Genomic DNA, 13,265 nt, shown 5'->3' on the forward strand with positions numbered 1-13,265 from the left:
GCAAGGTCGTCGGTGAACGCGCATCCCCGCCCAATCGGTGAGACGATGCAGACGTGACGACCGATCAGGTGAGTGACCGGCTGGCGGAGCTCGCACAACGATGCGGAGTGAGCGTCGGCTACACCGGGTGGGATCAGAACTATCACGAGGTCTCGCGCGACACGCTGGTCAGGGTGCTCGCGTCCCTCGACGTCGAGGCCGGAACCGACGATCACATCGAACAGTCCCTGGCAGAACTCGACGTCGCGGAATGGCGTCGATTCCTGCCATCGGTCACCGTGGTCACCGAAACCGACGAGTCGGCGAACACGCAGGCGACGTTCGCCGTGCACGTTCCGCACGGTGATCCGGTCGCCGTCAGCATCCGCACCGAATCCGGCGACACGGTCACGCCGACCCAGCTCGATGTGTGGACGCAGCCGCGTGACGTCGACGGCGTACTGACCGGGCGTGCGACCTTCGCTGTACCGGGTGGACTTCCGCAGGGCTATCACGAGATCGTCGCCGCCAATCCCGCCCGTGACACCTACGCGAGCGCACCCCTGATCGTCACCCCGCGCCGACTCTCGACGGCCGACGACCTCCTCGGCACGAGGCGATGGGGTCTCGCGCTGCAGCTGTATTCGGTACGGTCCGCGGGGTCGTGGGGTGTGGGTGACTTCGCCGACCTCGCGCGCATCTGCGAGATCGCGGGCAGTGTCTACGGCGCCGACTTCGTCCAGGTCAATCCGATGCACGCGGCCGCGCCACGTCCGCCGATCGAAGCGTCGCCGTATCTGCCCGCCACGAGGCGTTTCGTCAACCCGCTCTACATCAGGGTCGAGGAGATCCCCGAAGCCGACGAGCTTCCCAAACCCCAGCGCAAGTGGATCAAGGCGCTGCAGAAGGAGTTCTTCACCGACGACCTCGACGCGTCGGAGATCAAGCGCAACAAGTCGTATCGAGCAAAGCTCGACGTACTCGAGCTCATCCACGACGTCCCGCGGAGCAAGCGCCGTGACCATGCCTTCGACAGATTCTGCAAAAGAGAAGGAGAGGGACTCAAGGGCTTCGCCACCTGGTGCGTGCTCGTCGAGCGCTTCGGCGTCGACAGCGACAACTGGCCGGAGAAGGCCAGCGATGCGCGCTATCTCAAGCGGTTACGCCGAAAGTACGGCGACCGCATCGACTTCTACATGTGGCTGCAGTGGATCTGCGACGAACAGCTGGCCAGCGCACAACACTCTGCGATCGCTTCGGGTATGAGTATCGGGATCATCACCGATCTCGCAGTCGGCGTCGACCGTCACGGAGCCGACGCATGGATGCTCGATGACGTTCTGGCCTCGGGTGCCACGGTCGGAGCACCGCCGGACGGGTTCAACCAGCAGGGGCAGGGCTGGGATCAGCCGCCGTGGCATCCGGGAAGGCTGGCCGACGCGGGTTACGTACCGTACCGGGACATGCTGCGCACGGTCATGCGCCACGCGGGGGGACTGCGGGTCGACCACATCCTGGGACTCTTTCGGCTGTGGTGGATCCCCGACGGCATGGGGCCCGCGGGCGGCACCTACGTCCGCTACGACCACGACGCGCTGCTGGGCATTCTCGCCCTCGAAGCTCAGCGCGCCGGTGCGGTCGTGATCGGTGAAGACCTCGGCGTATTCGAGCCGACCGTGCAGACCGCGCTGGCACAGCGGGGCATCCTCGGCACGTCGATCCTGTGGTTCGAACACGGGCCGTACGCGCCTATCCCGCCGGAGGATTATCGCGAACTCTGTCTCACGTCGGTGACGACCCACGATCTGCCGCCGACCGTCGGCTATCTGGCGGGCGAGCACATCGACCTGCGTGCAGAACTCGGACTCCTCGAGACGTCGGAGGCCGACGAACGCGCCCGCGATGCGCGTGATCGCGATGCCATCCTCGACATGGCACGAGCGCGTGGGCTCCTGGACCCGGACGCCGAACTCACGAGCCCGGAGACCGTGGAGGCGCTCTATCGGCTCATCGCTGCGACGCCGTCTGTGCTGCTCGGTGTCGCGCTCGTCGACGCGGTCGGCGAGCGGCGGATTCAGAATCAGCCCGGCACCAACAGCGATCAATATCCCAACTGGTGCATTCCGCTTGCCGACGACGGCGGCACCGCCGTGCTCGTGGAGGACCTCGCGAGCAGTCGTCGGTTCTCAGACCTGGTATCGGCTCTCGCCGGTGAGGGTGTCGGGGCAGCCAGGGGTGCGGGCGGCAAGGACTGAGACGGCCGCGGGCGTCACCGGTGGTTCAGGAGTAGGCGCGTGCGTTCTCCCGGCGCACGGCGATCGCGGTCAGCACCAGCGCGACGAGTGCGAGGACGCCGACCGCGATGTTGAATACCACCCCCGACGTCCGCAGGCCCCAGTGGGACGCCGCGAAGCCCTCGCCGACGATCGGGATCGAGATCGCGACGTAGGCGACGACGAAGAAGGTCGAGGTCACCTCTGCCCGTCGATCCGCAGGACTCGCACCGACCACCGACGCGAGACCCTTGCTGAACGAGAGTCCTTGGCCGGCACCGGCGACCAGCGCGCCGATGACGAGCAGGGCGAACGACGCCGCCAGCAACCCTGCGACGAGCACCATCATGCCGACCAACAGCAACGCACAACCGGCGACGAGTGCGCGTTCGGTCGGCACAGACCGACCGGCGATCTGTGCCGCTGCGGACGAGCCGAACAGCAGGAACACCAGGATGCCCGCCAACGCGTGGGAATCGATGCCGAGGACCTGCGACACGAATGCCGGTGTCACACCGGTGAACGTTCCCATCACCGCAAAACCCGCGAACGCCGCGATAGCCGCTCGGAGGAAGACGCCCCTGGTCTCCGGCGGGACCGACAGTCGCTGCACCGAGAGGCGGGCTCCCGGTGTGCGCGTGACCGGTTCGGTCATGAACCAGATCCCGACGAAGACGATGGCGAGCAGTACCAGGTCGACGATGAATGACAGGCGCAGCGGCAGTGGCGCGAACTGGGCGAGCAGTCCCGCGATGAGTGGTCCGAGCCCCAATCCGCCGATGTTCGCCGCGGTTGCGAGTGCCGGCGCGCGGTGACGCCAGTTCGGTGGTGCGAGTTCGATGACCGCCGCTGTGGCCGCGCCGGCGTAGATGCCCGCGGACAGTCCCGAGAGCACGCGGCCGATCATCAGCTGCCACACCGGCCCCGCGGTCAGGAAAACCACGGCGCTCACGGCGGAGAGGATCGCGCCGGCGATCAGCAGTGGCCGCCGACCCACGACATCCGACCATCGTCCGAAACAGACAAGCGCAACGATCACCCCGGCCGCGTAGACAGCGAAGATGACGGTCGTCGTGGTGACACCGAAGCCGAGTTCCTCGGCGTAGATCGAGTAGAGCGGGGTCGGCAGTGTGGTGCCGAGCATCACGACGGCGAACGCCGCGATGGCTGCGACGAACGAACGCGCCCCGGACCGGGGTTCGCTCGTCGATGCCGTCGTCCCGGGCGATCGTGCGTCAGGCCTCTGCGTCATACGTGACCCAGCGTCGAAACCCCCTGCGGTATTCCGGACGGGCGGACGGTGATCCGTCCGGCGAGTGGGGTGCCGACGATGGAGTCGGCTTGCGCCGCAATGGGCGGTATATGTGCCGTGGACGTCGAGTTCGGCGCACGCCATCCCACACGCCGTTAGGGTTGATCCGTGCCAGCCATCGATCCCACGATCCTTGTCACCACCTCACGGATGCCGTTCGCCGTCGACGAGATCCACAAGCTCGGTGTGACCGGCAGGCGGGTGATCGCCGCCGACACCTTCCGCTCCGCGCCGGGTAGTCACTCGCGCGGCGCGCGCAAGCACTACACCGTGCCTGCGCCGACCCAGGAGACCGAAGCATTCATCTCGGCGATCGTCGACATCATCGACGCCGAGGAGGTCACCTGGCTGCTACCGATGTTCGAGGAGGTGTTCTACCTCGCGTATCACCGGGACCGTCTGATGGCGGGCCATCGTGATCTCGAGCTGTTCTTCCCCGACTTCGACACCCTGCACCGCGTGCACGACAAGGTGAGCTTCAGCGAACTGTGCCGATCGCTGGACCTGCCCGTCGCCGACTCCATCACGGCGACCTCGCAGGAGGAGCTGCGCGCGGCGACGACGCACTGGGAACACTGGTTCGCCCGCGCGGCCTATGGCAGGGGTGGGCTCGACGTGGTGACGAACACCGGACCGCTCGCATCCGAGACGAGCCTCGACGCCGTGCATCCCACCGCTGACGATCCCTGGCTGGTGCAGGAGTACCTGAAGGGTGTCGACCGCTGTAGCTGGAGCGTGGTCCACCACGGCGAGGTGGTCTTGCACTCGTGTTACGAGCACCCTCTGGCCATCGACAACCGCGGCGGGATCGTGTTCGAGTCCGTCGACTCACCGGAATCGTTGCACGCCGCGCAGACGATCGCCCGCGAGCTGAACTGGCACGGTCAGATCAGCTTCGACTTCCTCATGACCGACGACGGCGTGCACCACATGGTCGAGTGCAATCCACGTCCGACGGCGGGGTGCACCGTCGCCACGCCTGAAGAGTTCGATGCGGCCCTGTTCGATCCGGGTGAGCTGGTGGTCGTCCCGCCGGGTCGGAAGAAGATGATCAAGGCGGCTGTCCTCCGCGACGTCTTGATGCATCCGTCGCACTGGCAGGCCAATCGTCTCGCCGCCAAGGGGGCAGCGGGCGTCTACGACCAGCGCAAGGACCACCTTCCGCTGCTGTACTCCGCGTTGTCGTTGCAGCATGTCGCCAAGTACCGCAGACAGCTGGGGGTCAATCGAAAGAAGGGCGAACAACTCGTCGCCACCCAGTTCTTCGATGTGCTCTACGACGGATCGGCGATCACCTGAGGCGGCTCACCCTTCCTGGTCGAGGGTGATCTGCGTTACTGTGTCTTCGAGTCACAGACAACGCTGCGCGGTCAGTCGCGGAGAAATGCGGGAACGGGGTCGATGGTGGTGCAGTCGAGCACAACGACGGGGTCGAGCGGGTCGGGCGCGGGCGGTTCGACGCAGCCGGACCACGAGGTCGTCATCGTCGGCGCAGGCTTCGGCGGAATGGGTGGGGCGATCGAGTTCAGGCGCCAGGGGATCGAGTCGATCGCGATTCTGGAGCGAGAGGACGACCTCGGCGGGACGTGGCATGTGAACCACTATCCCGGGCTCGCTGTCGATATCGCGTCGGTCACCTACTCCTACAGCTTCGAACCCAATCCGTACTGGTCGCGCCTGTTCGCACCCGGTGCTGAGCTCAAGCGCTACGCCGAACACGTCGCCGAGAAGTACGACCTCAAGAGGCACATGGAATTCTCCACCAGTGTCGAGCGCGCAGAGTGGGATGAGCGCACCCACTTGTGGACGGTGTACACCGCCGACGGTTCGAGTCGTACCTGCCGTTACTTCGTCACCGCTACAGGGTTTCTGTCGCAGCCGCACATCCCCGATTTTCCCGGCCTCGACTCGTTCACGGGAAAGGTGTTGCACACCGCCGACTGGTAGGACGGATTCGACTTCACCGGACGTCGTGTCGCCGTGATCGGCACCGGCGCCACCGCGGTCCAGTTGATCCCCGAAGCCGCCAGGGATGCTGCCGCACTCACGGTGTTCCAGCGAACCCCCATCTGTGTGGTACCCAAGGTCGATTTCCCGATACCCGCTGCGCTGCAGAAGATCTTTGCCACTGCTCCGGCCACTCAGCGCGTAGCCCGGCTCGTCAACACGTCGCTACTGGAAGTGCTGATGGTGTTCGGGGTGCTGCATTTCAAGCAGTTCGGACCGGGGAACAAGGCCGCGGCATTGCTTGCGCGTGCACACCTGCGAGCGCAGGTGCCCGACCGCGCGACGCGGCGCGCCCTGACGCCGGACTACGATTTCGGCTGCAAGCGACCGACATTCTCCAACAAGTACTTCCGTGCTTTCGCGAGGCGAAACGTCACGCTCGAGACCGGCGGCATCGGTCACTTCGAAGCAGATGCCGTGGTCAGCGCGGACGGAACGCGTCACTCGATCGACACGCTGGTGCTCGCGACCGGGTTCGACCTGTGGGACACCAATTTCCCCGCAATGACGATCGTCGGTCGCGGGGGTAGGAATCTGGGAAAGTGGTGGCGCGAGAACCGCTTTCAGGCATTCGAGGGCATCACCATCCCGCGGTTCCCGAACTTCTTGTCGCTCAACAGTCCCTACTCCTACAGCGGGCTCTCGTATTTCACCACCATCGAGTCGCAGATGCGGCACATCGCTCGACTGTTCACCGAACTCCGGCGTCGCGATGCGGACACGTTCGAGGTCACAGACGAGGCGAACGACCGATTCCTGGCCGAGGTCACCGACCACCTGCAATCGTCGGTGTTCTATCGCGGCAACTGTGCGACGTCGCGCAGTTACTACTTCGATCCGCACGGAGAAGCGACATTGCTGCGCCCCAATTCGACGTTGACGACACTGCGGGAGATGGGCAGCTATCCGCTGAACTCCTACAGCTACGACTGAGCGTGTGTAGCCAGCGCGGCCGATCGAACGTGCTCAGGACCCGACGTTCGCGGTGAGATTGATCAACAACGCGACGATCACCGTGCCGAAGAAGTAGCTCAGCAACGCGTGGAAGACGATGACTCGGCGTAGTTTCGACGATCCGATGTCGGTGTCGGAGATCGCGTAGCTCATGCCGACCGTGACCGCCATGTAGGCGAAATCGCTGTAGCGCGGGGGTTCGTCCTGGTGAAAGTCGACGCCGGCAGGACCGTCGGTCCCGAAATACGCGCGGGCATAGTGCATGGCGTACATCGTGTGGATCGCCGCCCACGAGGCGACGACGGACAGAAGTGCGATGAGGAGCAGCACCGGGTCCTTCCGGGAGAGCACCTCGACGATGCCGATCAGGCTCATGAAAGCAGCGACGAGAATGATGGCGAACGCACCCAATCGCGTCGGTTCCTCCTTGCTGGCGTGGGTTTCGGTGGCAGTGTTGTCCATCGGCCACAGCGCCAGCCACGTCCAGATCACGAACAGGCCCGCGCCGATCGCCCACCCGGCGAGCGGAGCCCCCCGGGGGATCTCCTGCGCGATGCCGACGGCGGCCGCAGCTCCGACCGCGATACTCACCGCGAGCCGCACGATCGCAGGCGCGTCGCCGCGATGGGGCATCCGGAGCCAGCCCCAGCCAGAACTCGACTGTCCAGAACTCGACGGTCCAGAACTCGTCGGTCCAGAGGCTCCTTGCCCGGAGCTTCCTTGATCGGCACTCGTTCGGTCGGCATTCATGGACCAAGTACACACCGGGCGCGACGAAATTACAGTGGGGACATGCGCGCATGGTCAGTCACCCGCCCCGGGCCGATCGGCGGCCACCCCATCGAATTGGTCGACAAACCCGTGCCTACGCCGGGCCCGGACGAATTGCTGGTCAAGGTGCGTGCCTGTGGTGTCTGTCGTACCGATTTGCATGTCACCGAGGGTGACCTCCCGGTTCATCGCGCAGGCGTCACGCCGGGACACGAGGTGGTCGGTGAGGTCGTCGACTCCGGTGAGCAGGTGCGCGGCTTCGACAGCGGCGACCGCGTCGGGGTGGCCTGGCTCCACCACACCGACGGAACGTGTAAGTACTGCAGACGAGGCAATGAGAATCTCTGTCCGGCATCGACATACACCGGTTGGGACGTCGATGGGGGTTACGCCGAGTACACGACGGTTCCTGCCGATTTTGCCTACCGACTGCCCGACGGCGTCGACGACGTCACGCTCGCCCCGCTGCTCTGCGCGGGAATCATCGGCTACCGCGCACTGGTACGGGCATCACTGCCCGACGGCGGCAGGCTGGGGTTGTACGGATTCGGCGGCAGCGCACACCTGTGCGCGCAACTGGCGATCGCGCAGGGCGCGGAGGTCCACGTCATGACCCGCGGAGAGAAAGCGCAGGAACTCGCCCGATCGTTGGGGGCGGCCTCGGTCAACGGCGCCTACGATGCGCCGCCGGTGCCGCTCGACGCCGCCATCACCTTCGCGCCCGTCGGAGAACTCGTCCCGGTGGCGATGCGCGCACTCGACCGCGGTGGCGTGCTCTCGATAGCGGGCATCCACCTGTCGGACATCCCGATGCTGAACTATGAGCGAGAACTGTTCTACGAGAAAGAGATCCGCTCGGTCACCGCCAACACGCGCGACGACGGCCGTGAATTCCTCGAACTCGCGGCCCGATACGGGATCGCCGCCACCACGCACAGGTATCCGCTCTCCAGGGCCGACCATGCGCTCGCCGATCTGGAGGCAGGCCGGTTCGACGGTGCCGCCGTGCTCGTCCCCGACGACTGACCACGCGGAGGTCAGGCAGGCGCGAGCAGTTCCGGGCCGTTGTTGGTGACCCGGTTGACCAGTGGCGACACCTCGCGAATTCCGATCGCGTCCGCCACCTCGTGACTCGGGGGTGAGAACAGCTCGGTCGGGGCAGGATGGTCGGGGTCGAGCCAGGCGTCCCAGTTGTCGAACGGCATGATCAGGGGCATACGGTCGTGGACCTCGCGCAATTCGCCGACGGCATCGGTCGTGAGAATCGTGCAACTCAGCAGGGGAGGGGCGTCGCGGTCGGAACGGTCGTGCCAGGTCGACCACAGCCCGGCCATGAACAGCCGGGTGCCGTCCTTCGGTGACATGAAGAACGGGATCTTCGTCGGCTTGCCCTTGCTGTTATCCGGACCGGCCTTCCACTCGTACCAGCCGTCCATCGGAACGAGGCAGCGCTTCGACTTGACCGCACTGCGGAACGAACTCTTCTCCGCGGCCGTCTCAGCGCGAGCGTTGAACAGCAGCGGCCCCTTGCCGACCTCCTTGGCCCAGGACGGGACCAACCCCCACCGCATCGGGCGGATACGCAGGCGCGGATCGTCGTGTGGGTCGTCGTGGGAATGACGTTCGACGACCGTCAGGATCGTCGACGTCGGCGCCACGTTGTAATTCGTGCCGAGCGGTCGCGACTTGCGCTCGTCACTCGTGGAGTCCGTCTGTTCGGTGCCGGTCGCGTCGCCATCAGCGCTTCCGGTGGAACCAGTCGCCGACGACGCGGGCACCTCGTTCACCGCGTCGATCTCGGCCGCGAGCTTCGCAGGGTCGGTGGTCACCGCGAAACGTCCGCACATGACTCCATGCTGTCACGCGGTACCGACACGACTCAGACAGCGATGTCGGCGGTGACCGCCGAGGTCGCCGCCACGAGGTCGGTCGGCGACAGCTCCACCTCCAGGCCGCGTTTACCTGCGCTGCACAGGACTCGGTCCCAGGCCAGTGCCGACGAGTCGACGACGGTCGGCAGGGCTGTGCGCTGTCCCAGTGGTGACACGCCGCCGAGCACGTAACCGGTCGATCGGGTGACGGCCTTGGCGTCGGCCATGACAGCCTTGGATGCCCCGAGGGCCGCCGCGATGGCCTTGAGTGACAGCTTGTGCGGTACGGGCACGACGGCGACGGCGAGCCCACCTGGTCCGCCGGTCAGCGACACGACGAGTGTCTTGAAGATCTGTTCCGGCGACACGCCGAGCGACGACAACGCGTCGACCGCCTCCGCTCCGTAGGCGTCGGACTTCCGGTCGTGCGCGTAGCTGTGCACGTCGTGTGGCACCCCCGCCTTGGCGAGCGCAGTGAGTGCTGGAGTCGCTGCCATCGGAACCTCCCGTGTGTGTCGCGTGCGCCAACAGATCAGTGTGCGCCAACAAATCGGACATGCGCGGAACAATTGTCGGCGCCACCCTGTTGACCAACAATGTCAGGGCGCTGCCCCACCGCTGCTCAGCGGGTGGTTCACCTGTTGGTGGACCGGATAAGTACAGGACAACAGGACAGATCGAGGAGGTGGATCGTCGATGGGAGCAATGGTGCTCGAACGACCTGGGAAGCTCGGAACGCAAGCGGGGTCGGTAAGCTTGATCGACATCACCGGTGCATCTGCGACGCCCTTCAGCGGGGTTCGCGGTACCGGAGTCATCAGCGAAGGGAATTACGTGGCTTCTCCCGAGTCCCCCGACTCTGCCGGCGGTGCTGACCGGACAAGCGACACCGTCCCAGGTGAGTCGACCCCAGTTCAGTCGACCACAGCCGAGTCGACCACAGAAGAGTCCGTCACCCAGGAATCGGCATCCACCGCGGCCGGCTCGGCGGCGCCGCGTCGTGCCGATCCGTCGGAAACCGATGCCGACCTCACCGAACGGTTCGAGCGCGACGCGCTCCCGTTGCTCGACCAGATGTACGGCGCCGCGCTGCGGATGACGCGCAATCCGGCCGATGCGGAAGACCTCGTGCAGGAAACCTACGTGAAGGCGTTCTCGGCGTTCGCCTCGTTCCGTGAGGGCACCAACCTCAAGGCCTGGCTGTACCGCATCCTCACCAACACCTACATCAACGGGTACCGAAAGAAGCAGCGCCAGCCCGCCCAGTACCCGACCGACGAGATCACCGACTGGCAACTCGCAGCCAACGCCGAGCACACGTCGACCGGTCTGCGATCTGCCGAGATCGAGGCTCTCGACGCACTGCCCGACGACGAGATCAAAGCGGCGCTGCAGGCACTTCCCGAGGATTTCCGGATGGCCGTGTACTACGCCGATGTCGAGGGTCTCCCGTACAAGGAGATCGCCGAGATCATGGACACCCCGATCGGCACCGTCATGTCGCGTCTGCACCGTGGACGCCGTCAGCTGCGCGAACTGCTGACCGACGTGGCCCGCGACCGCGGCTTCATCCGCGAGCCGGCCTCGGAGAGCGGGGTGGCACGATGAGCGACTCGATTCCCGAGGTGACGCAGGCCGATGACCCGGAGTTCACCTCGCTCGACTGTTCTGCAGTGATCGCCGACGTCTGGCTCGTCCTCGACAACGAGTGCGACGCCGCCGCCCGCGCCCGGTTGCAGCAGCATCTGGACAACTGCCCGTCGTGCCTGGCGCACTACGGCATCGAGCGACAGCTGAAGGCGCTGATCAACCGCAAATGCGGTGGCGATCGTGCGCCGGACAGCTTGCGCGACCGACTCCGCGTCGAGATCCGCAAGACCGTCGTCGTACGCGAAACTCGGTACTCCGGCGGCGAATGACGCCCGTCTCGGGTGACCGAGACGCCGCATCCTGCCGGGTACCGATCACTCCCCACCGGCACCGATTCCCGGAATGGGGGGCCGACGTGGGACAATCACTGAGCACATCGGAGACGAAGGAGGCCCGTCATGGGTAAGCGCGGACGCAAGAAGCGCGCACGCAAGAAGAGTGCTGCCAACCACGGCAAGCGCCCCAACGCCTGAGCTGCGTGCCAGACGAAACGCCCGGAGCGTGACAGTCGGTCACATCGACCGCGTCCGCCCGGGCTTTTTCGTGCCCCGAGCCGGCGGGCCGCGTCGAACTCTCTGATGGTCGGGTGGTTCGCTCGCGGGTGTTCTGCTGTCGGGGCACAGTGGTGGATTAGATTTGAGCCCATGGCAGAAGACGTGGTCGCCGAGATCGTGGCGAGTGTTCTCGAAGTCCGGGCAACGCCCGGTCAGCAGATCGAGATCGGCGACACACTCGTCCTGCTCGAATCGATGAAAATGGAGATCCCGGTACTCGCGGAGGAGTCGGGCACCCTCGCCGACGTCAAGGTGCAGGTCGGAGACGTGATCCAGGCGGGCGACGTCATCGCCACCTACGAGTAGTCGCCCGCGACACTGTTGAGCGAAGCCGATGTCGACGCTGGCGGATCTCCTCGCCGAACACACCACACTGTCCGACCGCGCTGCGGCCTACCTGCAGCGACTCGTCGCCGAATGGCAACTTCTCGCCGACCTCTCCTTTGCCGACTTCCTGCTCGCGGTACGTGCGGAGAGCGGTGAAGTGGTGACGGTCGCGCAATGCCGCCCCAACACGGCGTCGACGGTGTTCCCCAGCGATCAGGTCGGCATGGTCGTCGACGCCGATGCCGATCCGCAGGCCGTACGCGCATTCGACGAGGGGCACATCCTGCGCGAGGAGGATCCCACATGGATCGGGTCGGTCGCGATCCGACGTGAGGCGGTCCCGGTCGGATTCTCCGGTGACGTGATCGGCGTGCTCACCAGGGCCGTCGATCTCACCCATCCGCGACTTCCGTCGCCGCTGGAGCTGGCGTACCAGGACTCCGCCAACGATCTGTGTCAGATGGTCGCCGACGGTACGTTCGCGCGACTCGAGGCCAATCCGAGGGGTCTGTCGACACCGCGCGCGGGCGACGGCTTCGTCCGCGTCGACGAGCGTGGCGTCGTCGTGTACGCGAGCCCCAATGCGCTCTCGGCGTTTCATCGCATGGGGTGGACCTCTGAGTTGTCGGGGAGGCGACTGTCCGACGTGACGACGTCGCTGTTGACCGACGCGTTCGAGTCGCATGACGCGGCGACCATGATCGACGTCGCGGCCGGTGTCCTCGTTCCGCCCGAGGGGCCGTATCCCGACGTGGGTATGCGCATGGAAGCCGATGCCCGTCGGGCGACCGTGCTCCTGCGGGCGGTGCCCCTTCGTCCGCGAGGGGTGAGTTCCGGAGCGGTGGTGCTCATCCGTGACGTCACGGAGGTCAAGCGCCGCGATCTCGCGCTGATCAGCAAGGACGCCACGATCCGCGAGATACATCACCGGGTCAAGAACAACCTGCAGTCGGTTTCGGCACTGCTACGCCTGCAGGCGCGCCGGACGTCCAACGACGAAGCTCGATCGGCTCTCGTGGAGGCTGTGCGGCGGGTGGCGGCCATCGCGACCGTGCACGAGCTGCTGTCCGGCAGCGTCGACGAAGAGGTCGACATGGACGAGGCGGTGTCGAGGTTGCTCCCGAGCATGGTCGACGTCGCGGCAGGGGAGACGCCGGTGTCGGTGAGCCACCGCGACCGGCTCGGCGTACTGCCGGCAGAACTGGCGATGCCACTGGTGATGGTGTTGACCGAACTGATCCAGAACGCCGTCGAACACGGCTTCGCGCAGCCGCGCGACGACGCGCGCATCGAGATCTCGGCCGACCGCGACGTGCGTCGCATGGTGGTCACCGTGCGCGACAACGGCACCGGGTTGCCCGACAACTTCTCGATCAACGACTCCGAACGACTGGGCCTGCAGATCGTCCAGACGCTCGTGAACATCGAACTCGGTGGCGCGCTGGAACTCGGCCCGAACCCGCATGGGCAGGGGGCGCAAGCGCGCATCACGGTGCCATTGCATGCGCGCACGCCCGCGTGAGCATGTCGCAGAAGGGGCCGATCGTGTCGGGCTCATGTGCAACAA

The 13,265-nt window shown here is 65.9% G+C and carries 12 protein-coding genes and 1 pseudogene; 9 read left to right on the forward strand and 4 right to left on the reverse strand.

Annotation, left to right across the window (positions count from 1 at the left end):
* The first annotated feature begins 53 nt into the window (after positions 1 to 53).
* Complete coding sequence (gene malQ, locus LK459_RS16820; protein WP_227919689.1) at positions 54 to 2,234, forward strand: 4-alpha-glucanotransferase; 2,181 nt, start codon at positions 54 to 56, stop codon at positions 2,232 to 2,234.
* A 25-nt stretch (positions 2,235 to 2,259) separates the two neighbouring features.
* Here the strand turns inward: malQ and LK459_RS16825 are convergent, their stop codons facing one another.
* Positions 2,260 to 3,504 (reverse strand): MFS transporter, encoded by a 1,245-nt coding sequence (locus LK459_RS16825; RefSeq protein WP_227919691.1) that lies wholly within the window; start codon positions 3,502 to 3,504, stop codon positions 2,260 to 2,262.
* A gap of 210 nt (positions 3,505 to 3,714) precedes the next feature.
* On the opposite strand from LK459_RS16825, the gene LK459_RS16830 reads away from it, so the two are divergent.
* Both LK459_RS16830 and LK459_RS16835 read left to right on the forward strand, forming a co-directional pair.
* Entirely contained in the window at positions 3,715 to 4,863 is a 1,149-nt protein-coding gene (locus tag LK459_RS16830) for an ATP-grasp domain-containing protein (RefSeq protein ID WP_407648807.1), read from the forward strand.
* 102 nt (positions 4,864 to 4,965) lie between these two features.
* A pseudogene (locus tag LK459_RS16835) lies at positions 4,966 to 6,504 on the forward strand (flavin-containing monooxygenase).
* A 33-nt stretch (positions 6,505 to 6,537) separates the two neighbouring features.
* Here LK459_RS16835 and LK459_RS16840 read toward each other — a convergent pair.
* Positions 6,538 to 7,158, reverse strand: a complete 621-nt coding sequence (locus tag LK459_RS16840; protein ID WP_227919694.1) for a DUF1345 domain-containing protein — start codon at positions 7,156 to 7,158, stop codon at positions 6,538 to 6,540.
* A gap of 159 nt (positions 7,159 to 7,317) precedes the next feature.
* Here LK459_RS16840 and LK459_RS16845 point away from each other — a divergent pair, with 159 nt between their 5' ends.
* Positions 7,318 to 8,322 carry a zinc-binding alcohol dehydrogenase family protein gene (locus LK459_RS16845; RefSeq protein ID WP_007239963.1) on the forward strand — a complete coding sequence of 335 codons (1,005 nt, stop codon included), beginning with the start codon at positions 7,318 to 7,320 and terminating at the stop codon, positions 8,320 to 8,322.
* An 11-nt stretch (positions 8,323 to 8,333) separates the two neighbouring features.
* Here the strand turns inward: LK459_RS16845 and LK459_RS16850 are convergent, their stop codons facing one another.
* Both LK459_RS16850 and ybaK read right to left on the reverse strand, forming a co-directional pair.
* Positions 8,334 to 9,143: an SOS response-associated peptidase gene (locus LK459_RS16850; protein WP_227919696.1), complete on the reverse strand. Its 810-nt coding sequence runs from the start codon at positions 9,141 to 9,143 to the stop codon at positions 8,334 to 8,336.
* Positions 9,144 to 9,175: 32 nt separating this feature from the next.
* Positions 9,176 to 9,664 carry a Cys-tRNA(Pro) deacylase gene (gene ybaK, locus LK459_RS16855; RefSeq protein ID WP_007239961.1) on the reverse strand — a complete coding sequence of 163 codons (489 nt, stop codon included), beginning with the start codon at positions 9,662 to 9,664 and terminating at the stop codon, positions 9,176 to 9,178.
* A 337-nt stretch (positions 9,665 to 10,001) separates the two neighbouring features.
* On the opposite strand from ybaK, the gene LK459_RS16860 reads away from it, so the two are divergent.
* The 5 genes from LK459_RS16860 to LK459_RS16875 all read left to right on the forward strand — a co-directional run bounded on the left by LK459_RS16860 (position 10,002) and on the right by LK459_RS16875 (position 13,220).
* Positions 10,002 to 10,775 (forward strand): sigma-70 family RNA polymerase sigma factor, encoded by a 774-nt coding sequence (locus LK459_RS16860; protein WP_227923825.1) that lies wholly within the window; start codon positions 10,002 to 10,004, stop codon positions 10,773 to 10,775.
* Entirely contained in the window at positions 10,772 to 11,086 is a 315-nt protein-coding gene (gene rsrA / locus LK459_RS16865; RefSeq protein ID WP_227919697.1) for a mycothiol system anti-sigma-R factor, read from the forward strand. Before LK459_RS16860 ends, rsrA begins: the two co-directional genes overlap by 4 nt.
* Positions 11,087 to 11,215: 129 nt before the next feature.
* A complete protein-coding gene (locus LK459_RS23340; RefSeq protein WP_109239415.1) occupies positions 11,216 to 11,290 on the forward strand; it encodes a 50S ribosomal protein bL37 in 75 nt (24 codons plus the stop codon).
* A gap of 171 nt (positions 11,291 to 11,461) precedes the next feature.
* Positions 11,462 to 11,677, forward strand: a complete 216-nt coding sequence (locus LK459_RS16870) for a biotin/lipoyl-binding carrier protein (protein WP_007239958.1) — start codon at positions 11,462 to 11,464, stop codon at positions 11,675 to 11,677.
* Positions 11,678 to 11,705: 28 nt separating this feature from the next.
* On the forward strand, positions 11,706 to 13,220 hold the full coding sequence (locus LK459_RS16875) for a sensor histidine kinase (protein ID WP_227919699.1): 1,515 nt from the start codon (positions 11,706 to 11,708) through the stop codon (positions 13,218 to 13,220).
* The last annotated feature ends 45 nt before the right edge of the window (positions 13,221 to 13,265 follow it).

The organism is Gordonia otitidis, from assembly GCF_020735545.1.
Classification (GTDB): Bacteria; Actinomycetota; Actinomycetes; order Mycobacteriales; family Mycobacteriaceae; genus Gordonia; species Gordonia otitidis.